At 40.6% G+C, this 21331-nt stretch carries 19 protein-coding genes; 8 read left to right on the top strand and 11 right to left on the bottom strand.

The window, feature by feature from the left end; genetic code table 11:
- Positions 1-38: 38 nt before the first annotated feature.
- On the bottom strand, positions 39-1316 hold the full coding sequence (locus tag J502_RS12950) for an MFS transporter (RefSeq protein WP_034672882.1): 1278 nt from the start codon (positions 1314-1316) through the stop codon (positions 39-41).
- A gap of 22 nt (positions 1317-1338) precedes the next feature.
- A complete protein-coding gene (locus J502_RS12945; protein ID WP_034684399.1) occupies positions 1339-2493 on the bottom strand; it encodes an acyl-CoA dehydrogenase family protein in 1155 nt (384 codons plus the stop codon).
- 246 nt (positions 2494-2739) lie between these two features.
- Here J502_RS12945 and J502_RS12940 point away from each other — a divergent pair, with 246 nt between their 5' ends.
- Positions 2740-3957 (top strand): CaiB/BaiF CoA transferase family protein, encoded by a 1218-nt coding sequence (locus tag J502_RS12940; protein ID WP_005014170.1) that lies wholly within the window; start codon positions 2740-2742, stop codon positions 3955-3957.
- Positions 3958-4000: 43 nt separating this feature from the next.
- Here the strand turns inward: J502_RS12940 and J502_RS12935 are convergent, their stop codons facing one another.
- Positions 4001-4852 carry an IclR family transcriptional regulator gene (locus J502_RS12935; protein WP_034684398.1) on the bottom strand — a complete coding sequence of 284 codons (852 nt, stop codon included), beginning with the start codon at positions 4850-4852 and terminating at the stop codon, positions 4001-4003.
- A 108-nt stretch (positions 4853-4960) separates the two neighbouring features.
- Positions 4961-6166 carry a 3-oxoadipyl-CoA thiolase gene (locus J502_RS12930; RefSeq protein WP_034684396.1) on the bottom strand — a complete coding sequence of 402 codons (1206 nt, stop codon included), beginning with the start codon at positions 6164-6166 and terminating at the stop codon, positions 4961-4963.
- A gap of 609 nt (positions 6167-6775) precedes the next feature.
- On the opposite strand from J502_RS12930, the gene J502_RS12925 reads away from it, so the two are divergent.
- From J502_RS12925 to J502_RS12900, 6 genes are all read left to right on the top strand, one after another.
- The gene (locus J502_RS12925; protein ID WP_005014176.1) at positions 6776-7930 is read left to right on the top strand and encodes an acyl-CoA dehydrogenase family protein; all 1155 of its coding nucleotides are present in this window, start codon (positions 6776-6778) and stop codon (positions 7928-7930) included.
- A gap of 61 nt (positions 7931-7991) precedes the next feature.
- Positions 7992-9263, top strand: coding sequence for an MFS transporter (locus tag J502_RS12920; protein ID WP_171072024.1), 1272 nt, complete (start codon positions 7992-7994; stop codon positions 9261-9263).
- A gap of 49 nt (positions 9264-9312) precedes the next feature.
- Positions 9313-9987 carry a 3-oxoacid CoA-transferase subunit A gene (locus J502_RS12915; protein WP_005014179.1) on the top strand — a complete coding sequence of 225 codons (675 nt, stop codon included), beginning with the start codon at positions 9313-9315 and terminating at the stop codon, positions 9985-9987.
- The gene (locus J502_RS12910) at positions 9984-10634 is read left to right on the top strand and encodes a 3-oxoacid CoA-transferase subunit B (RefSeq protein WP_005014181.1); all 651 of its coding nucleotides are present in this window, start codon (positions 9984-9986) and stop codon (positions 10632-10634) included. Before J502_RS12915 ends, J502_RS12910 begins: the two co-directional genes overlap by 4 nt.
- A gap of 41 nt (positions 10635-10675) precedes the next feature.
- Positions 10676-11941, top strand: coding sequence for a DcaP family trimeric outer membrane transporter (locus J502_RS12905; RefSeq protein ID WP_034684391.1), 1266 nt, complete (start codon positions 10676-10678; stop codon positions 11939-11941).
- Between the two features lie 24 nt (positions 11942-11965).
- Positions 11966-13168, top strand: coding sequence for an MFS transporter (locus J502_RS12900; protein WP_034684389.1), 1203 nt, complete (start codon positions 11966-11968; stop codon positions 13166-13168).
- Positions 13169-13281: 113 nt separating this feature from the next.
- On the opposite strand, the gene J502_RS12895 is transcribed toward J502_RS12900, so the two are convergent.
- The 5 genes from J502_RS12895 to xseA all read right to left on the bottom strand — a co-directional run bounded on the left by J502_RS12895 (position 13282) and on the right by xseA (position 16786).
- Positions 13282-13716, bottom strand: a complete 435-nt coding sequence (locus J502_RS12895; protein ID WP_005014190.1) for a PaaI family thioesterase — start codon at positions 13714-13716, stop codon at positions 13282-13284.
- A gap of 172 nt (positions 13717-13888) precedes the next feature.
- A complete protein-coding gene (locus J502_RS12890; RefSeq protein ID WP_034684387.1) occupies positions 13889-14539 on the bottom strand; it encodes an SOS response-associated peptidase in 651 nt (216 codons plus the stop codon).
- Positions 14540-14849: 310 nt separating this feature from the next.
- Positions 14850-15188 carry a hypothetical protein gene (locus tag J502_RS12885; protein ID WP_005014192.1) on the bottom strand — a complete coding sequence of 113 codons (339 nt, stop codon included), beginning with the start codon at positions 15186-15188 and terminating at the stop codon, positions 14850-14852.
- A 145-nt stretch (positions 15189-15333) separates the two neighbouring features.
- On the bottom strand, positions 15334-15528 hold the full coding sequence (gene xseB / locus J502_RS12880) for an exodeoxyribonuclease VII small subunit (protein WP_005014193.1): 195 nt from the start codon (positions 15526-15528) through the stop codon (positions 15334-15336).
- Complete coding sequence (gene xseA, locus J502_RS12875; protein WP_005014196.1) at positions 15521-16786, bottom strand: exodeoxyribonuclease VII large subunit; 1266 nt, start codon at positions 16784-16786, stop codon at positions 15521-15523. The genes xseB and xseA overlap by 8 nt, the downstream gene beginning before the upstream one ends.
- Before the next feature lie 284 nt (positions 16787-17070).
- Between xseA and J502_RS17215 the strand changes: the two genes are divergently transcribed.
- Positions 17071-17193: a hypothetical protein gene (locus J502_RS17215; protein ID WP_005404932.1), complete on the top strand. Its 123-nt coding sequence runs from the start codon at positions 17071-17073 to the stop codon at positions 17191-17193.
- A 227-nt stretch (positions 17194-17420) separates the two neighbouring features.
- Here J502_RS17215 and J502_RS12870 read toward each other — a convergent pair whose 3' ends face one another.
- Both J502_RS12870 and J502_RS12865 read right to left on the bottom strand, forming a co-directional pair.
- Positions 17421-19814 carry a glucose/quinate/shikimate family membrane-bound PQQ-dependent dehydrogenase gene (locus J502_RS12870; RefSeq protein WP_005014199.1) on the bottom strand — a complete coding sequence of 798 codons (2394 nt, stop codon included), beginning with the start codon at positions 19812-19814 and terminating at the stop codon, positions 17421-17423.
- 102 nt (positions 19815-19916) lie between these two features.
- A complete protein-coding gene (locus J502_RS12865) occupies positions 19917-21161 on the bottom strand; it encodes a carbohydrate porin (RefSeq protein ID WP_005014201.1) in 1245 nt (414 codons plus the stop codon).
- Positions 21162-21331 lie beyond the last annotated feature (170 nt).

Here is a 21331-nt window from a genome sequence, read left to right as displayed (position 1 = left end):
ATTAAAAGCCTCTGTAGAGGCTTTACCAAGTTAAGCCTTTAAGCTGTTTTCTGCGGGTCATATTGACGGTCTTTAATAAAGATTCCTGATACTGCACCGCATAAGAAATAAGCTCCGCCCATGATCAAAAAACCAAGACCGATAGAGCCACCACTTGCAGCCGCACCAATAATTGCCGGAGCAAACATGGCACCAATACGGCCAGCATTATAAGCTCCACCCACAGCTGTTCCGCGAATATTGGTAGCAAAACTTTCAGTCATGTAAGTGGCATTGATGGCGTAAGGAATTCCATAAAGGAAACCGAAGAAAATCAGCAAATAGGCAATATTATCTGGCGAGTTAAATATTACAATCACAGGTAAAAATATAGCTGTACCAATAGCCCCAAAAGCAAATACAAAGCGTCGGCCCAAGCGGTCAGCTGCATAACCGGCAATAATCTTGCCAAAGATCATGGCAATATAGGTTCCAATCATGTAGCCAGTCATGGCTTTAAAATTCATCCCCAGTTCAGATTCGAGATAAGCTGGCATCCAGTTGTTTACACCATAATAGCCAAACTGTAAAAAGCCGGCAGTTAAAATCCACAGCATGAACATTCTGCGATTACGCTTATCTGCAAAAATTATTTTGACTGTACTTTGCTGTTTTACCGGCTGTGCCTGTACAGTAACCCGTGAAGCGGATAGACGCTCCAGACGGGCTCGCTGCCAGGATTCCGGTTCGGGAACCAGTTTCTGAATAAATAATGCCAATACCGAAGGAATAATGGCTATAAAAAATAATCCCCGCCAGCCATGTTCAGGAATAATCCAGCCCGCTAGCAATGTTGCTACAATATAGCCGACTGTCCAGCCAGCCTGTAGAGTCCCCAGTATTGTAGTTCGATATTCAGTAGGTACGTACTCAGCCATTAACGTATTGGCTGCAATATATAAAGAACCAATACCGAAAGCTGAAAGAAAGCGGATGATAGCAAACTGCTCAAAACTTTGTGTAAAGCCGAGTGCCGCAGTTAATAATGAAAATACCAGAATCGAAATCACGACTGTTCGAACCCGTCCAAGATAATCACAGGCCCAGCCACCCATGAAACCTCCTAGTGCCATCCCTGCCAGGGTAAAACTTCCTAATGCACCAGCTTGTAAATTGGTCAGTCCAAATTCGGCTTTTAAACTGGTTAAACTAAAAGACAGTAGCAGCATATCGGCACCATCAATTAATAGGGCCAAAAATGCAAAAACAAAAGCGATTCGCTGCGTAGTTTTAGAAATTGGCCGGATAAGGGTTTCCGGCATCAGTGGTGTGGTCATAATTCATCCTGAAATTCAAAGGTTAATCCTTAACCTGATTAATCATATTTTTAGCAATAATGATCTGCTGGATTTGTGAAGTTCCCTCATAAAGACGGAACAGGCGTACGTCCCGATAAAAACGTTCAATACTGTATTCACTGATATAGCCAGCCCCTCCATGAATCTGTACACAGCGGTCTGCAACACGGCCACACATTTCCGTTGCAAACAGCTTGGCACAAGATGACTCAGTAGAAACATTCAGTCCTTGGTCACGACGCCGGGCAGCATCGAGCACCATACATTTGGCTGCATAGATTTCAGCCTTGGAGTCTGCCAGCATGGCCTGGATTAACTGGAAACTGGCAATTGGCTGACCGAACTGTTTACGTTCAACGGCATACCGCAGTGCGTCATCCAGCATACGTTCGGCTGCGCCAACACTGACTGCTGAAATATGCAGACGTCCTTTATCGAGGACTTTCATGGCTGTTTTAAAGCCAATACCTTCCACTCCTCCAATCAGGGCAGAGGCGGGGACACGACAGTTTTCAAAGATGACATCACAGGTATAAGTACCTTGCTGCCCCATCTTTTTATCTTTTTTACCTAAGCTAATGCCTGAAGTATTCCGGTCAACTACAAAAGCGGAAATACCGCCTGAGCCTTTAATATCAGGATTGGTTCTGGCCATTACGGTATAGGTGCTTGCTAGCGGCGCATTGGTAATATAGCGTTTAGTACCATTCAGGATATAAAAATCGCCATCTTTCACTGCTGTAGTCTTTAAAGATGCGGCATCAGAACCTGATTCCGGTTCAGTCAGGCAAAATGAACCGATGATTTCACCACTGGCGTAGCGTGGTAAATACTTCTTTTTTTGCTCCTCAGTTCCGTCAATAATAATACCGCTTGAACCAATTCCATTATTAGTTCCAAAAATAGAGCGGAAAGCAGGTGAGGTACGACCAATTTCAAAGGCTATATAAAGTTCTTCTTCCATGGTCAGTCCTAAACCGCCATATTCCTCAGGAATAGTGAGACCAAACAGGCCTAATGCTTTCATTTGGTCAATAATGTCCTGAGGCATTTCATCTTTTTCGGCCACCTCATGTTCACGTGGCATTAATTCATTTTTAACAAATTGCTGAATCATATGAAGTAACTGATCCAGTGTTTCCTGATTACGAATCATCCTGACTCCTTGGAGTTATATTCTTTACAAAGGAAAAGACTAAAAATCTATATGAATAATTTTCTGGCACTGAAATTAATTAATAATAAAAATTAATTTTACTCTGCAAAATTAATTTATCTAAATATAGCTTCATATTTTATATAAAATCTATAGTTTTGTGTTATAAATAAAATATTATTTCGTTTGGTGAAATAAATATACTTTATTTCTAGGGAAATTAGAACAAGAGTAAGGAGTAGAATGATGGGTGCTTTGACAGGTTTTAGAGTGCTGGATCTAAGCCGCATTCTGGCAGGCCCTTGGTGCAGTCAGATTCTGGCTGACTTGGGTGCTGAAGTCATCAAAATTGAAAAACCCTATAGTGGTGATGATACCCGTCGTTGGGGACCACCCTGGTTAAAAGATGATTCAGGACAAGACACTCAGGAGTCTGCTTACTATCTTTCTGCAAATCGGGGTAAACATTCAGTCGCTATTGATCTGGCAACTCTGGAAGGGCAGCAGCTTATCCGGACACTTGTACTTGAATCTGATGTATTAATTGAAAATTATAAAGCGGGTTCACTTCAAAAATATGGTCTTGATTATGAAACGTTAGCAGCAATCAACCCGCGACTCGTTTATTGTTCTATTACAGGGTTCGGACAGAAAGGACCTCGTGCAGATGAACCCGGATATGATTTTATTATTCAGGGTATGGGCGGTATGATGAGTGTTACCGGCGAACGGGATGACCTGCCGGGTGGTGGTCCCCAGAAAGCTGGCTTGGCTTTTGCAGATTTAACCACCGGGCTCTATTCAGCTATTGCTATTCAGGCAGCATTGCTTTCCAGAGAAAAAACGGGCGAGGGTCAACATATTGACATGGCCTTGCTAGATACACAGGTTGCTTCCTTATCTGTTCTCGCCATGAATTATTTAACTTCGGGAAAAGTCCCGAGCCGTTTCGGCAATGCTCATGCCAATATTGTACCTTATCAGGTATTTAAAGCTGAAAAAGGCGAGTTTATTATTGCCTGTGGTAATGATAGCCAGTTTAAAGCACTGTGTGAAAGTATTGGTCTAGCTGAGTTAGCTCTTCATCCACATTACAGGCAAAATTCCGGGCGTGTCACTTATCGGGAAGAATTGACTGCTTTATTACAGCAACACTTTATGACACGACCAGCCGAGGAATGGGTAAAAATCATTCATCAGGTTAAAGTCCCGGTCGGCATGATTAACAATTTAAAGCAGACTTTAGAAGAAGAGCAGGTGATTGCCCGGGAGATGGTAGTTAACATGCCTCATTCTTTGCAGCAGAACTATACATCTATTGGTTCACCTATTAAACTTTCAAAAACACCGGTAGAGTATCAAAAGGCGCCGCCGTATTTAGCTCAAGATACCGAAAATATTCTAAGCCGGTATTTATCAGAAACAGAAATTATAGAACTGAAAGAAAAGAAAATTATTCAGTAAATTTAAAAGTCCCCATCCTTACAAGTCAGGGACTTTTTATATTTTACATAATTTCATTTAATGAGTCCTGAATATTGTGCACCATATGAATCAGGCGCGGACCGATTTCATCTTCGAGGCGCTCGGGACTGAGTTGGAAGCTGGGTGCTCCACAGTTAAAGACATATAATCCATGCTGACTGCTTACCAAGGGTACCGCCACAGAATTTACTTCCTTATGCCATTCTCCTAAAGATAAACAATAGCCATAGTCCTGATAATCACGGAAAGCACGTTCAAGTGAACGTTTGATTGAAGGCCAGTTCTCCGGATTTTTCTTGGCTAGTGCATCCATCAAGAAATTGCGCTCATGTTCTGGTGTAGCTGCCAGACAGGCTCGTCCCCTAGAGCTGCTATAAATGGGTAAAGTCGAACCAATAGGGCGACGCATATTCAGTGAGCTTTCTACTTGTACTACATCAATATAAATCATATTCAACCGGTCACGGGTTGCCATAGCGACCGGTGCCTGAGCATATTTACTCATCTCTTCCATAAGCGGATGAGCAGTATTGCGAATAGAGATATTAGACAAGGCTGAATAGCCTAAGGAAAGTACACCTATATCAAGCATATACTTTGTAGAATTTGGCAACTGTTTTAAATAGCCTAAGCTTACTAGAGTATTAGTAATACGGGCAATTGTCGGCTTCGGTAAACCCGTCATCTTGGCGAGTTCCTGATTACCCAAGACCTGTTTATGAGCAGAAAAGCAGCGCAGTAACTCTAATCCACGTGCCAAAGAGGCAATAAATTGCGGATTATTTTCACGATGTATATGAGAGATAGGGTCGAGACGAATTTCATCCAGATTGGTTATTTTTTCAGTTTTTTCTACTCTGGTACTTTCAGACATTCAAGCCTCAAATATAATGAAAAATAAATATGTTATTCATTATATTTCGTTAAACAAAATTAATCCATTCACCACTTTTATAGTGAATGGATCTTTAAACTCAAAAAATCAGGAAACGTTTTCAATGACCATAGCCAGACCTTGACCTACACCAATACAAAGACTAATCACTGCATATTTTTTCTGGCGGCGCTGTAATTCACGTGCAACTGTTAGTGTAAGACGAGCGCCAGAAGCACCAAGAGGATGGCCTACTGCAATTGCTCCTCCATTTGGATTAACACGCGGATCATTAAAATCTACATCTAAACCTTTCAAACAGGACAATACTTGTGAAGCAAAAGCTTCATTGATTTCAATAATGTCCATATCATCAAGAGTCAGACCAGCACGGCTGACTGCTTTTTTAATTGCCTCAATAGGGCCTGCACCCATAATACGTGGTTCAATACCTGCCGCTGCCGCTGACAAAATTTTTGCCATTGGCTTTAAGCCGTATTTTTCCTGAACTGTTTCTGAACCGATCAGTAGAGCTGCTGCGCCGTCATTAATACCAGAAGCATTTCCTGCAGTAACTACACCACCTTCAAACAAGGGTTTTAATTTAGATAGGGCTTCAAAATTAGAAGATGGACGTGGATGTTCATCTTCACTAACCAGTTTAGGTGGTAACTTTTTACCTTGAGAAACTTCAATAGGAGTAATTTCTCCTTCAAAGAAGCCTTCAGTTTTTGCCTGCTGATATTTCGCCTGTGACTGTGCAGCAAAAGTATCCGCCTGTTCACGGGTAACTCCAAATTCGACAGCTACATTATCGCCTGTTTCGGGCATTGAATGGCCACCATACTGCGCAGTAATTTTCTTGTTAGGAAAACGTGAACCAATAGTGGTATCAAAGATTTTTGCCTCACGACTAAATGCAGTTTCTGCTTTGCCCATAACAAACGGTGAACGGGTCATGCTTTCTACACCACCAGCAATATATAGTTCCCCTTCACCACAGGTAATGGCACGAGCCGAATCAATAATAGCCCCTAAACCACTTGCACATAACCGGTTTACTGTCTGTCCGGGTACGGTAACTGGCAACCCGGCCAATAACACAGCCATACGTGCTACATTACGGCTGTCTTCGCCCGCCTGATTCGTATCACCCAGAATAACATCTTCAATATCTGTCCCTGGTACACCTGTTTTTTCAATGAGCTTTTTAATAACTTCTGCTGCCAGATCATCAGGACGTATAGACGCGAGTACACCACCATGACGGCCAATCGGACTACGTAAACCATCGTAAATATAGGCATTTAGCATTTGAAAACTCCATTTCAGAGATAGTAAGAGAGTAATTTTTGATTACTCAAAAAATATTTTGGTATCACTACGGCTTAAGGCTTATAAATCATTCATCATGCTACATTTATTTATCAGTTCAATCTGTGAAGAGCTTAGCAGTCAATGATGAGTACATATAAGGCCTATAAATTTGGGATTTCTTACATTCCATCTTCTTAATTAAGATTCTAGAAAAGCACTGGGTTTTTATGTTTTAGCTTAAAATTTCAGTGCAATGAAAAAGACAAGTATTGCCTTTAACTCTTGATTCCTAGGTCTTAATTATATTGATTACTTTATTTCGTATAGCAAAACTATATTCTTTTTATCCTGTTATGTCTAAATTTTTTTGCAATTAATTTCGAAGTAGAATTAAAAACATTTTTATTATTTTATTAATTATTTGATTTATATTAATTAAAAATATTAATTTCGCTCGACGAAATTAATTTTCAAAAAAGCTTGAATTTTGTGCATTTTATCTTTTACTATTCAGAACAGCATAAGTAAAACCAGATTTTTCATTGTGAAATCTAAATGAAGTGAAAAATCTAGAGCGTTTAAAATAAATAGGTAGGGAGATCTCTGATGATCCGTGATGAAGGAATGCTTGAACAGCTGCTTTCAACGATTCGAAATTTTGTTAAAAATGAACTTATTCCACGTGAACACGAAGTTGCCGAAGCAGATAAAATTCCTGAAGACCTCATCCAGAAAATGCGTGAACTCGGTTTATTTGGACTCACTATCCCTGAAGAGTATGGCGGTTTAGGAATTACTATGGAGGAAGAGGTACGAGTTGCCTTTGAACTGGGTCGCACTTCACCAGCCTTCCGTTCACTTATTGGAACAAATAATGGTATTGGTTCTAGCGCAATCTTGATTGATGGCACTGAAGAGCAAAAACAGAAGTATTTACCACGCTATGCCAGTGGTGAAATCATCGGTTCGTTTTGCCTGACTGAACCGGAATCGGGTTCTGATGCTGCATCTTTACGAACGACTGCAGTGAAAGATGGCGATTTTTATATCCTGAATGGCACTAAACGCTATATCACCAATGCTCCACATGCTGCAACCTTTACCGTAATGGCCAGAACCAATCCTGAAATTAAAGGCTCAGGCGGTATTTCTGCCTTTCTAGTTGAAGCCGATAATCCAGGTATTACTCTTGGAAAAATTGATCAGAAAATGGGGCAGAAGGGTTCACATACCTGTGACGTCATCTTTGAAAACTGTCGTGTCCCCGCCTCTGCATTGATTGGAGGAGTGGAAGGGGTCGGTTTTAAAACTGCCATGAAAGTCCTCGATAAAGGACGTCTGCATATTGGAGCCTATAGTGTAGGGGTAGCAGAACGTATGCTGGATGACGCATTGCGGTATGCCGTTGAACGTAAACAGTTCGGTCAGCCAATTGCCAGTTTCCAGTTAATCCAGGCCATGCTGGCAGATTCCAAGGCTGAAATCTATGCAGCCAAATGTATGGTGCTCGATGCTGCCCGGCGTCGTGACCAGGGTGAAAATATCAGTACGGAAGCTTCATGCTCAAAAATGTTCGCAACGGAAATGTGTGGCCGGGTTGCAGACCGCTGTGTACAGATTCATGGAGGAGCTGGCTATATCAGTGAATACAGCATTGAACGTTTCTATCGGGATGTACGCCTGTTCCGTCTTTATGAAGGAACTACACAGATTCAGCAAATTATTATTGCACGCAATATGATTAAAGAAGTGTCTTCGTAATGAGGACATGATGGGGATAAGGCATCAGAGCTAAGATGCCTTTTATTACAAGGAAATGGACATGATGGATCAGGCTGTTCAAAAAACAGATAACACAAGAAATGCAAAAGTCTGGAAATTTGCTTTTATTTTTTCCTTCCTGGCTTTATTGGTTGATGGCGCTGATATTGCTTTTTTATCTTATAGTCTAACCAGTCTGAAAGCTGAATTTGGTTTAAGCAGTATACAGGCAGGCGCACTCGGAAGCTGGACACTGGCAGGCATGGCAATTGGTGGCTTCTTTGGTGGCTGGGCCTGTGACCGTTTTGGACGGGTGCGGGTTATTGTTATTGCAATTACCTTATTCTCGTTGCTGACCTGCTGGCTGGGCTTTGCACAAAGTTACCAGCAATTTGTGACACTACGTTTTATTTCAGCGATTGGTTTAGGGGCACTCTACATTGCCTGTAACACCTTAATGGCTGAATATGTGCCCACAAAATATCGTTCGACTGTATTAGCTGCCCTTATGACTGGCTGGACCTTGGGTTCAATTGTGGCTACGGTACTTGCAGGCTGGCTTATTCCTGAATTCGGCTGGCGCATGCTGTTTTATATTTCAATTATTCCTATTGTTCTGGCAGTAGCCATGCACTTTCTGGTGCCTGAACCACAGTCATGGAAAGATGCACGTGCCCAGCGCCTCACCACTACCACTTCAGTAGATCAGAGCCAACCTAAACCTAAAGGTGCTTTCAAGACAATTTTTGCAGATGTCATGAACCGCCGCATGTTCATCCTGTGGTCATTCAGTACTGCTTTTCTACAGTTCGGCTATTATGGGGTAAGTAACTGGTTGCCAGCCTATTTAGAATCCGATCTTGGTATCAAGTTTAAAGAAATGACCATGTATATGATCGGCACATTCTTTATCATGATCTGTACAAAAATTATTGCAGGCTATATTGCAGACCGGATTGGACGCCGTGCTGTATTTGCCTTCGGTACAATGGGCACAGCAATCTTTATTCCCATCATTGTATTTGGTAATACGCCTGACAATATTTTATGGCTAATGCTGTTATTCGGTTTTCTGTACGGTATTCCATACGGAATCAATGCAACTTATATGACAGAGAGCTTTCCAACCAAGGTTCGAGGTACAGCTGTAGGCGGTGCATACAATATTGGCCGTCTGGGTGCAGTACTTGCGCCGGTTACTATTGGCTACTTTGCACAAGGCGGTTCCATAGGTACAGGTCTGTTGATTATGGGTGTAGCCTATTTTCTTTGCGGTTTAATTCCAGCCTTGTTTATTAAAGACCGTTTATATAATCCTCAAAAAGCAGAGTAATGGTATTTACCATTGCTCTTTTTTTATATTTGAGAAGGTAAAAGTTCAGATGATCAATAAAATCACTCCGGATATTGAAACGATTTTAAAGGGTATTCCAGACGGGGCCAGTATCATGACAAGCGGCTTTGGACTAGCTGGACAACCAGTTGAACTCATTGAGGCCCTGATTGACTTTGGCCCACGCGACCTGACCATTATCAATAATAATGCAGCCTCAGGTGACCGTGGTCTGACCAAGCTATTAATGGCTGGACTGGTCAAAAAAATGATCTGTTCTTTCCCAAAAGCTAATAATACCAAAGTATTTGATGAACTTTATAAAGCAGGAAAAATAGAGCTGGAGCTAGTACCACAGGGCAATCTGGCCTGCCGGATTCAGGCAGCTGGTGCTGGACTGGGAGCAGTATTTACTCCGACCGGTTATGGGACCAAGATTGCTGAAGGTAAGGAAACCCGTATTATCAAAGGCAAAGCTTATGTACTTGAATATCCGATTGAAGCTGACTATGCACTGATCTATGCAGACAAAGCAGACCGTTGGGGTAATCTGACTTATCGAAAAGCTGCGCGAAACTTTGGACCCCTTATGGCTAAAGCTGCAGAGATCACAATTGCTCAGGTTCATGAAATTGTTGAGCTGGGTACATTAGATCCTGAGTGTGTCATCACACCAGGAATTTTCGTTCAGCATGTATTTCAGTTGCCAGGAGGTGGCGCATGAGTATCCAGAAGCGTACACGTGAGCAAATTGTACAGTTAATTGCACAAGATATCCCCGATGGTTCTTATGTAAATCTAGGCATAGGTCTGCCAACAAAAGTTTCTAAATACCTGCCAACAGACCGGGAAATTATTCTGCATTCAGAAAACGGTATATTGGCTTTTGGTGCACCACCAGAGCCAGGACAAGAAGACCCTGATCTCATTAATGCAGGGAAAGAATTTGTCACTTTACTGGATGGTGGCTGTTTTATGCATCATGGTGACTCATTTGACATCATGCGCGGCGGGCATCTGGATATTTGTGTGCTGGGGGCTTTTCAAGTTGCAGTAAATGGTGACCTGGCCAACTGGCATACTGGTGAAGCAGATGCAGTACCAGCTGTAGGTGGTGCAATGGATCTTGCAGTCGGCGCAAAAACTATTTTCGTATGTATGGAACATGTGACTAAGCATGGTGAGCCTAAAGTGGTTAATGCACTGACTTATCCCGTAACAGGGGAGCAATGTGTGAACCGGATTTATACTGATCTCTGCATTATTGAACTCAGCAATGGCAAAGCATTAGTTAAGGAAATAGTTGAAGGCTTAAGTTTTGAAGAATTGCAGTCTATGACTGGATGTGCACTTGCCGACGCCAGAACTTAAAAAGCTTTTTATACGGATTTAATATCTTTAAGGATTAAAGAATGAAAAAAATGATTTTAGCTGCAGCCTGTGCTGCGGCCTCAGGGAGTATTTTCGCCGATTCTACCAAGCAGCGTATTTTACTGTTGGAAAATGAATTACAGCGCTTAAAGACCGAGCTTAAAGAGCAAAAACAGCAACAAAATGTTTTGCAAGCACAGCAGCAGGAAGATCGCGCTTTAACACAGAAAATTAATACTTCCTCATGGAAAGACAATGTCGATTTTTATGGCATCTTGCGTATGGATGGTGCTGTAGACTTTAAAAGTACAACAGGCCGTTCAAGCGGAGGGCGTACCAGTAATAAGATTAATAGTGTCCCTTTTGATGGAGTTGGGGGAAACCGTTCAGATTTTACCGTAGCCGCCAGCCGCTTTGGAGTAGACATTAATCATCTGGGGGGACGTAAAGATGTTAAAGCCAAGCTGGAAGCCGACTTTTGGGTGGACAGTGGTAAAGGTGACGGTAAACTCAGGATATGTCATGCTTATGTCAGTTTCGATGACTGGTTATTTGGTCAGACATGGTCGCTTATGTCGAATATGGAAACAATTACTGAGTCAGTTGATTTTACCCAGTTACTCGGTGCTTCAATCCTGCGTGATCCACAAGTCCGCTATCAGTGGCAGTTTAGCCCCGCACATACATTGCAGATGGCTCTTGAGTATTCAGGTGAAAGAACTTCAGAATTTCCAAGCCTGACCAGTAAATACACTTACAAGAATGGACCATTGCATTTGATGGGGCAGGGCTTCATCAACGAGAAGCAGGCACAAGCTACCACTGGTGATATTGAAAAAGTCAGTTGGGGTGTAGGAGCGGGTGCTAAATATAAATTTAATGCTCAGCAATCAGTTCAGGCGAACTATTACCATGTAAAAGGTGACCAGAAGTTTGTATTTTATACCAATCAGGGTTCAACCTCGGATAACGCAAACTGGGGCGGCGACTTCTCTGTAAATACAGATAATAATGAGATACTGTTAAATGAATTTGATAGCCTGAGTATTGGTTACTCTCATAAATTTAATGACCAGTGGCGAGCAAATATTGCAACTTCATTACTGCAATATGATGATAACAGTGCATATGCCAAAGCCAATCCAGAAAGTAATAAACGCCTGACTGACCATGTAGTTAATGCATTTTATACCCCAGTGGAGCACGTAGATCTGGGTGTAGAATATCATCATGGTAAACGTGAAAACTTTGCAGGAAAAGAAGCAGATATTTCACGTGTTAATATGTCAGCACGTTATAAGTTTTAATTTAACCAGACAAGGATGTCATTTATGCCAAATAGCCAGCCAGAACATTATGACCTGTCACGAGGTCTGATTCTGATGCTGGCAATTACCTGTGGTTTATGCGCCGGCTCAAATTATTTTAATCAGCCATTAATATATTCAATTTCAGAAAGCCTTTCAGTGAGTGCAGAACAGGCAGCCTTTACAATTGTGATTAGTCAGCTTTCATATGCTGCCGGTTTATTTGTATTGGTTCCCTTAGGAGACCTTTTTGAGAAACGGGGTTTTATCTGCCTGCTCATGTGTTTAACCGGAATTGCCCAGATTGGGCTTTCCATGAGTCATTCAGTTTCTGTACTTTATGGTTTTACATTTTTAGCCACATTCTTTTCTATAGCAGCTCAGGTACTTATTCCCTTCATTTCCAATCTGGTATGTCCGCGTAAAAGTGCTGAACTTGTTGGTATACTGATGAGTGGTTTACTGATGGTAATACTTTCCGCCCGAACAATAGCCGGGTTAGTCTCTACCATGTGGTCTTGGCACTATATTTATCTGGGTAGTGGTATAACCATACTTTTATTTGCACTGGTGATGTGGAAACGCTTGCCTCAGTCCAATAAAGTATCTGGCTTAACAATATGGAAAATTTACCAGTCTTTATTCAGCTTTGCTGTTCATGAACCCCATCTGATCCGTAGGGGTATTGTAGGAGGACTCGGCTTTGGCATGCTTACTCTTATCTTTACAACGATGACCTTTCTTTTAGCAAATGCTCCTTACCATTTTAACGATTTTCAGATTGGCCTTTTTGGAATTGTAGGTTTAGCAGGGGTTTTTGCTACACCTTGGGCAGGTAAACTCATCAGCCGTGGTCAAGATGACCATGTAGCACGCATATGCATCTGTTTATTAATCATATCTTGGTTACCACTCTATTTTGCTCAGCAATCATTATGGATGTATGGAGTAGGGGTGATTTTAGCCTATTTCGGGCTTTCTGCCTTGCATGTATTAAATCAGAATCTGGTTTACCGGATTTCAGCTACAGCACGTTCAAGGATTAATTCAATTTATATGACGATGTACTTTGGTGGCGCAGCTATAGGTTCATTTTTGGCGGTCTTTTTCTGGAAACATGGAGGCTGGCCAGTATGTGTAATATTAGGAGTCTGCATCGCATTACTCATTTTTTTATTTGATCGCTATGATTACCGAGCAGTGAAGCAATCTACGATCCCTCAGTAAGATTTATTGCTCTACTAAAGTAATAGCCTAAGTAAATTAATTCTCAATTAAATAGCCTAAGTATAGTTTTAAATTTTTAAAGCAAACCTCCCAACATAAAGCTCATAAAAAATTCAAGAACGATTAGTAATCATAAGAGTAGCTGAACCAAAAGCATACACTTTATCACTCTCATCAACTATACGAGCTTCAGACGTTAAAATATTACGTCCCGTATTAATTACATCCCCAATGGCAATATATGTTTTATATTTCTGTAAAGGCCGAATCATTTTGACATTCAAATCCAGTGTCGCAAAACTTACTCCATTCTCAACAGTTGTATGAACTGCACCTCCAGTTGCTGTATCTAGTACTGTGGCACAGAAGCCACCATGAATTAAACCCTGTAAATTAAGATGACGTTCATCTGGTGTAACTGCATATTTAATATGACCAGGCTGCACATCAATAATACGCATAGGAATAGTTTGAGCCATAGCAGCAGGACTCTTGATTTTCCCATTCTTTATGGCCATCAGAAATTCAAATCCATTTTTAAATTCCATATATTCTCCAAAATAGTTTATTTAAGTCTTTATTATATTTTGCTAAATAGAAATTAATTTCGCAATAAGAAATTTTCATATTTTATTAACAATAGTTGAGAAAGCTAACTGTTAAAGCTTAAACCAGCTGATCAAGAATATTTTTATGATCTAAGATAGAGTTATACTGCGTTTAGAATGAATTGATATTAAAATCGTGCTGTGCTGAATAGGGCATATGTTCAGCTATAAAGTCTTCAGCAGGAAAGCTGGTTAAAAAATTTTGAGTTTCTTGATGGGTAGCTTGTAACCAAGCTAGACGTAGCTCGGGTGAAATCACTACAACAGAGCGTTTTTCTTTTCCTGGCTTATGAAACTGTGACATTAATGGATGCTTCTCAGCATTTATAGTGAGCATAGACATAGAATGTATAAACTCTTTTTCAAGTTTTGTGCGCTCATAAATTGCTGCTATTGTAAAAGGTTGCCCATCTTTACGATAAATTCCCCAGCGTTGTGCTTTTCCCTCGATATAGCGAGGCTCAAAAAATACTTCAACTGGAATGAGTGCAAACTGGCCTGATTTCCACGCATGTCTGAAACTTGGTTTCTCGCTTGCAGTTTCACTCCGGGCATTAAAAGTTTTTTGTACTGTTTTTAAATCCTCTGCCCAAACCGGAACCAGACCAAATATGGCACGGCGCCATTCAGGCTGTTGTTCTGGAGCAATAATGATCGGACTCCGATCACTAGGATAGACTTCAGCCTGATAGTCAAATGTCATTTGCGGTAAATCTAGTAAATGTGCATGTTCAGGTCGGATAGGTAAATAATTAGCACACATAATGCTCTACTATATTTATAATTTCTTATCTACTTTAAAATTACTCGAAATAGAGGTACAGCTAACTACATAAAAAGCTGCAGTACAGATATATAAAATAAAATTTTTGCTAACCAAGTCAGGTTGAGAGAAAATTATTTTTTAAAATAATAGCGAACCAACAGAAGAAGGATGATAGTAACTATTAGCATGATAGCTGTAGTAGAATCAAAAAATTGCATAGATATTTTTACCTGATGATTATTTTTAAAGAATACCAGATGTCAGAAACTGTCTGGTATTCTACAATATAATAAATTAATTCCAAAAGTTAGCGATGATATTCCTGCTCAATGGCTGTAAGTTCTTGCGTATAATGATCCAGTTTGTCCGATAAAATTTTTAATTCGTTATCACTGTAGTCATTATCAATAAGAGTGCGATAAATTACTTCCAGATTATCTCTCACAGATTCATTTTTATTAGAAAGTTTGGCATACCATGCTGAATCGACACCATAGTCCATCCTTTCATCATTGCCTGTGGAATGAATAAACAGGTTGCTCTGATATTCTTTATTCCCTGCATTATTCAATTTTTCCGAAATATTATAGGCACGAACCTGTAAATCTTTAATGCGGTCATGTAGTTGATTTTTAGTTATGCTCATAATTTTATTTCCTATCATTACTCTATTCTTATTAGTGACTATGAAGACAGCTTTAGACTATTTCAATTATAAGTTGTTAAGTTTTAACAGGTCGTTAACATATCCAAACTAAGCATATTATACTTTTCATCCCGCTAAACCATCTTCACTCTTTGAAAGTTTCTGTTAATGCTTGCTGAACTGCTTCTACACGACTTTTACAAGCCTTATAGGCTCGCATAGATTCTTCTACAATCTCCATCAGATTATCAATGTCTGGTTCTTCCTGAGTTTCCAGAAACTCGGCATTCTTTTTCAAGATCTCATAACCCTGTTTAAAGCTGAGTTCTTCATTATTCATTTTGACTTCCTTTTACAATTTCTGCCTGAATCTTACCATCCTGCAGCTCGAGCTGTATATTTTGTATAACATTTAATTGCTGCACAGAACGAATGGCCCTACCATTATACCGGACAATTGCATAGCCCTTATTCAAAATATGTCTTGGATTTTGCAGTAAGATCTCTTTTAATAGGCTGTCAATATGTTGTTTAGTCTGACGAACTTGCTGCTGGGCACAGCAATGGACCACATCCTTTAAAACGTCTAGGGTTTTGGCTGACTCAGAAAGCTGGCTATGAGATAAAGTTCTGATTAAACGCATATATTGATCATTTTGACTCTGATAAACCATAAGCTGATATTGAGATAAAGTCTTAATACGCTGAAAGGTATTTTGAACCTGCTGTACGTTTTCACTGATAGTATTTCGAATTCCTGCAATAACCTTACTTGGGGTATCAAAAGAGCGATGGGCAATTTCATCCAGAATAGTCCGGTCTTTTTCATGGCCGATACCTACCCATACGGGAACCGAACGTTTGCATAAAAGGGCAGCCAGTTCATAATCATTTAAATAGGCCAAATCATTTACAGCACCGCCACCGCGAATAATTACAATCAGGTCAGGAGGGTAGTTAAAATCATTAGCCCAGTGTTTCAGAGCACTACGTAGAGCCTCTATAATACTTTTTGGAGCTGTTTGGCCCTGAAATGTAGCTGTTTGATAGATGAAATTGCAGACACCATATTTTTGTAGTACATCAGCATCTTTTTTAAAGTCACCTAAACCGGCAGCCTGTTGTGGGGCAATAACCAGTACATGCTGGATATCAAACGGCGTAACAAGCTGACGGTTTCGTTCGATCAGTCCTTCCTGAGTTAACCGTTCAACCAGTTGTTGATATTGTCTGGCGATATCACCTAGGGTAAAGCTGGAATCTATATCTTCAATATTGACTGAAAACCCATATTGCGGATCAAAACGAGCCTTGACCTTAATAAGCACATTTAAGTCTTTAGACAGTTCTATTCCACTTTCACGCTCGAATTTAAGCACAATGTTTGCCGCACTAAATTTCCAGATTGTTGCCCGGCAACTAGCAATGACCTTATCGCTCTGCTGTTCTTTTTCAGCAAGTTCCAGATAATAGTGGCCACCTTTAATATTTAAATTACGTATTTCTGCCCTGACCCAAACGGACTCGTCAAAAGTCAGCTGAATAATTTCCTGTACGCCAGATAAATATTCACTTAAAGAAAGTTGTGGATCAGCCATAGGTCACTGATTAGAGTAAAACGTAATTAAAAAATATCAGGAATATTATAAATCATCTGTTGAATGGTCGTGAGAATGGCTAAAAGATTTAAGGTTAACTATAAAAGGGACTTATATGAACATCACTCTAGTAAAACTTCTCAGATGTAACAATCAAAAGGTTATGTTATCTCTGCACAAATATTTTGTTACTTTTTATAGGACAAGAATTCCGTTTCTTTAAGAAAGCTTATAACGCACTTTGAAAAGAGTATATTGAATTTCACTGTTTAGGAGTTAAGGACATGCTTAAACAAGTATTGAAATGCTGGTTATGCTTTCATGTCTGGTCATTTACCAAACAAGATGGACATAAACTCAAGCAATGTCATAAATGTGGAACCATTAAAGACCAGTTCGAATTCTAACTTGATACTGTCTTTTAAAAATAAAAGCTGAAGTAACTGATAAGGATTACTTCAGCTTTTATTTTTCATATCTATTTGGAGAAAGATTTTTATTTATGTATTAAATACCTAAAATGCAATTTTTAATTGCAAAAATCTTTTCTATTAATAAGCTGATTTTTTATACAGATGAAAAATTAATAGACCTCCAAGGAGGCCTATTAACTCATTATAATCTAGTACTAATGTCAGTCTGGCAAGGCATAAGCGATTAAATAATCACCCATTTTGGTTCCAAAAGAACCATGCCCACCTGCCATAATAACTACATACTGTTTGCCATTTATTGAGTAGGTCATAGGTGTAGCCTGACCCCCTGCCGGTAAACGGGCTTTCCATAGCTCATCACCATTGGAAACATTAAAGGCGCGGATATAATTATCCTGAGTACCTGCAAGGAACATCACATTACCAGCAGTTGAAATTGGCCCACCTAGCATTGGTACACCTAACTTAAATGGCGGTAATGGAATACCTGGCAGACTATCACGGATTGTACCTACACGTTTCTTCCATGCTATCTGATGGTTATCCAGATCTACACCGGCAATATAACCCCATGCTGGCTGCTTGCAAGGTAAACCTAAAGGAGAGAGGAATGCATTAATTTCTACGCCATACGGAACACCGTATTGTGGTTGAATGCCTGACTCTGTGCCTGTACCTTTTACTCCACCTTCAGGCCAGATCGGATTACCCGGACCACGTGGAATGAGTTTAGATACGAATGGTAATGCCATTGGATTCATTACGGCCACCTGACGGTCCGGATTCACAGAGATACCACCCCATTCAAACATACCAAGATTACCTGGGAATACGATGGTTCCATTTTCAGAAGGAGGTGTATAAGGGCCCTTATAGTCCAGGCTATGGAACATTACACGACACATTAGCTGGTCAAACATAGTCGCGCCCCACATATCTTTATCTGTCAGATGATTTTTAGGGCGGAAGGTAAACTCGGAAATCGGTTGAGTCTTAGATACCCAATCACCTTTAGCTGCACCTTGTGGAACCGGTTCTTCATGAACAGGAACTACCGGCTGGCCAGTACGGCGATCCAGTACAAAGATATGACCGGTTTTTGTCGGCGCATAAATTGCAGGCACTATTTGACCATTTTTAGCTTTTACATCAACAAGAGTAGGCTGTGAAGGTACATCCATATCCCACAAGTCATGATGTGTAGTCTGGAATGACCAGACAAGTTTACCTGTGCTTGCATTGAGAGCTACTACGGCATTTGCATAGCGTTCCATTTGTGGTGTGCGGTGACCACCCCAAATATCTGGGGTAGAAACACCAGTTGGAATATAAACGATATCCAGTTGAGAGTCATATGCAAGAGGTGCCCAGGCATTTGGCGAGTTATGTACATATGTACCACCAGTCGTTGGCATGGCATTTGGATCGGCTGCGCCTGTATCAAATACCCAGAGCAGTTTACCTGTATTTACGTCATAGCCGCGAATAACTCCTGAAGGCTCTTTAATTGACAGGTTGTCGGTTACAGAACCTGCAATAATGATCGTACTGCCAGTTACAATAGGAGGCGAGGTTGGGTTATAGCCGCCCGGATAAGCATTTGGCATATAGAGCTGAAGGTTAACTTCACCATTTTCACCAAAATCTGTACAGCGCTGACCATTATCTGCATTAATAGCAACAAGGCGCCCATCATTAACAGGCAAGATCACCTTACGTGGACATATCGCAGAGGTAGACGTACGGCCCTGCAGGCTTGTAGCAAACTCGGCAGTATTGTTCTGATCATAGTAAGAAACACCCCGACAGGTTAAATGCTGAAAACTTGGATCTGTTTTGAGTTTTGGATCAAAACGCCATTTTTCCTTACCTGTAGCGGGATCAAGAGCCACCAGAAACTGGTGGGTAGTACAAATATACATGTTATTGCCAACTTTAATTGGCGTCACCTGATTTGTAGTTTCTCCAGAGTCCTTGTCAGTTTTAAAGTCACGGGTCCGATAGGTCCATGCGACTTTAAGATCTTTAACATTGTCAGCATTAATCTGAGCTAGGGGAGAATAGCGCAAACCTGACTGGGTACGACCATATGCCGGCCAGTCTTCAGGGGGTATACCAGGAAGAGCTTGCCCTTGAGCTGGCTGCTGTGCTTTTAACTCACCATGAATCTCTTGCGGGTCATTAAATATTGAGTAAATCATGACTAAAATTGTCAAGGCCAGTACTGCACCCAAAGCCATGATTGCCGGCTTGCGATTTATAAAGTTGTAGGTAACTGCTGGAATTAACAACCAGAGACCAAGCAAGCCTAGAATATCCAGACGTGGTGCAAGGGCCCAAAAGTCGGTTCCAACTTCCCAGATGGCCCAGATTACAGTTCCAAGCACTAAAGCGGCATATACCAGTAATGCTGAAATTCTGCCTTTATATAGCAAGAAGGCAGTAAGTAACATAAGAACGGCAGCAATAATATAATATATCGAGCCGCCAATTGCGGCGAGCCATATACCGCCGATGAGCAATCCGATTCCGATAATTGTAAAAATGAACACGGTAATCAGATTCATTTTTGACCTTGAAGATGCACGATTCATTTTCTGTGATCTCCCCCTAGTTTTAAGTTTTTTAGTGAGTTAAGCATTTTCATCAAGATAGAACAGGGTTCATCAAATCCTTTAATAAGAATCAACATATAATTAAAAAGCAGCCTGTAGTTTTAAACCACCGACCCAGACATTTTCGCCATTCTTATAACCACCGACATGACGGATGTACTGAATATTCGGGCGAAGAGTAAGCCAGTTTGTAGCGTGAATACCATAGTAAAGCTCGGCATCATATTCTTCATGTTGACCGGTTTGGACCTTGTCACTCACAGAAATCCGGCCAAATGCTATAGCGAGCTGATCATCTGGGCGTTGTAAGCTAAGACCGGTATAGACCAGACCAATATTTTGCATGTTATCTATAGTATTGGTTGCATCATCATGCAGGGTAAGATTAATAAAGCCTTTTAGACCACGATTCGAATCAGGTTCAGGCTGAGTAAGTTTCTGCTGAATTACTGCCCACATTCCCTGTTTATGGCTATTTTTTATAGGGTTTTCAATTTCTTCTACATCTGCGGTACTATAATAATAACCAAGGCGGTATTCACCTGGTAACTGTTGTAAAAACGCTCTAGGCTGCCAGACCAGTTCTACAGGAATAATTGCACCTTTGGAACCATCTGTACTCAAGTTAAATCCTTTACTACGTTTCAGATTTTCAGGGTTATATTCATATACTCCTACTTGGCCATAAAGTTCTGGCTGTACCTGGTATTTAACTCGCATGGCCCATTGACTCACAGGCCAGTTATACCACTGGTCACCCACCCAGTTACCTACCTGTGAACCACAAAAAGTAAGATTCTGGAAATCACAGTCAAAACTGTTAAAATCTTCGCCTTCACCGAACCGGCCAACTTTAATATCTAACTTCTGGTCTAAAAACTGTTTTTTTATCCATAAATCAGTCAGACGCCAAGTTTGCCCACGTCCCCAGACTTCCTGTACTGAACTCAAATGTCCCTGTAGGGCCTCATGTGTCTGCGAAAGTGAACGGCCATTCCGGTGAGTAACAGTAATCTGGGCTTCTGTATCCTCCCAACCCATAATTTTTTCCAGATCAAAATGTGCGCCTAGAGCAAACTGGTCGGTGTATTCAGTTTTATGTTTATCATTATTCTTTGCATCTATAAGGCTTGCCATTTCACCTGTATAACCCAAACTAAATTGATAGCCTTGCTGTTCAAGCTGAGTTCTGTTGCTATTCCAGTCGCCCAACATCCAGGGAGATTGCGTAGAAAATGCAGGTACAGCTGCGTAGAGACCGCTTGAAGTTAGCAGACCACCCAATAAGCCAAAAAGACTTACAAAGTATTTACTTTCAGTAGGCATTATGAATATCCTGAACAATATTTGTAATTGTTAATAAAGAGAAGTATGAAACTTTCAAAAAATAAAATGTAGGTATAAGATTTTTCTATGTATTCTTTTTATATATTTAAGTTAATAAATATTAACAATTCTTAAATCTTCTATAGTTGTGAGATAATAAAAAGTTTTTT

The sequence above is a fragment of the Acinetobacter sp. 1294596 genome (genome assembly GCF_000582925.1).
Lineage (GTDB): Bacteria > Pseudomonadota > Gammaproteobacteria > Pseudomonadales > Moraxellaceae > Acinetobacter > Acinetobacter radioresistens.
Note: the sequence above shows the minus strand (reverse complement) of the source record. Positions and strands in the feature narration are given on the sequence as shown.

Bases quoted from the DNA above. Each gene is read 5' to 3' on its own strand.
- J502_RS12950 (WP_034672882.1), bottom strand. From the start codon at position 1,316: ATGACCACACCACTGATGCCGGAAACCCTTATCCGGCCAATTTCTAAA.
- J502_RS12945 (WP_034684399.1), bottom strand. From the start codon at position 2,493: ATGATTCGTAATCAGGAAACACTGGATCAGTTACTTCATATGATTCAG.
- J502_RS12940 (WP_005014170.1), top strand. From the start codon at position 2,740: ATGGGTGCTTTGACAGGTTTTAGAGTGCTGGATCTAAGCCGCATTCTG.
- J502_RS12935 (WP_034684398.1), bottom strand. From the start codon at position 4,852: ATGTCTGAAAGTACCAGAGTAGAAAAAACTGAAAAAATAACCAATCTG.
- J502_RS12930 (WP_034684396.1), bottom strand. From the start codon at position 6,166: ATGCTAAATGCCTATATTTACGATGGTTTACGTAGTCCGATTGGCCGT.
- J502_RS12925 (WP_005014176.1), top strand. From the start codon at position 6,776: ATGATCCGTGATGAAGGAATGCTTGAACAGCTGCTTTCAACGATTCGA.
- J502_RS12920 (WP_171072024.1), top strand. From the start codon at position 7,992: ATGATGGATCAGGCTGTTCAAAAAACAGATAACACAAGAAATGCAAAA.
- J502_RS12915 (WP_005014179.1), top strand. From the start codon at position 9,313: ATGATCAATAAAATCACTCCGGATATTGAAACGATTTTAAAGGGTATT.
- J502_RS12910 (WP_005014181.1), top strand. From the start codon at position 9,984: ATGAGTATCCAGAAGCGTACACGTGAGCAAATTGTACAGTTAATTGCA.
- J502_RS12905 (WP_034684391.1), top strand. From the start codon at position 10,676: ATGAAAAAAATGATTTTAGCTGCAGCCTGTGCTGCGGCCTCAGGGAGT.
- J502_RS12900 (WP_034684389.1), top strand. From the start codon at position 11,966: ATGCCAAATAGCCAGCCAGAACATTATGACCTGTCACGAGGTCTGATT.
- J502_RS12895 (WP_005014190.1), bottom strand. From the start codon at position 13,716: ATGGAATTTAAAAATGGATTTGAATTTCTGATGGCCATAAAGAATGGG.
- J502_RS12890 (WP_034684387.1), bottom strand. From the start codon at position 14,539: ATGTGTGCTAATTATTTACCTATCCGACCTGAACATGCACATTTACTA.
- J502_RS12885 (WP_005014192.1), bottom strand. From the start codon at position 15,188: ATGAGCATAACTAAAAATCAACTACATGACCGCATTAAAGATTTACAG.
- xseB (WP_005014193.1), bottom strand. From the start codon at position 15,528: ATGAATAATGAAGAACTCAGCTTTAAACAGGGTTATGAGATCTTGAAA.
- xseA (WP_005014196.1), bottom strand. From the start codon at position 16,786: ATGGCTGATCCACAACTTTCTTTAAGTGAATATTTATCTGGCGTACAG.
- J502_RS17215 (WP_005404932.1), top strand. From the start codon at position 17,071: ATGCTTAAACAAGTATTGAAATGCTGGTTATGCTTTCATGTCTGGTCA.
- J502_RS12870 (WP_005014199.1), bottom strand. From the start codon at position 19,814: ATGAATCGTGCATCTTCAAGGTCAAAAATGAATCTGATTACCGTGTTC.
- J502_RS12865 (WP_005014201.1), bottom strand. From the start codon at position 21,161: ATGCCTACTGAAAGTAAATACTTTGTAAGTCTTTTTGGCTTATTGGGT.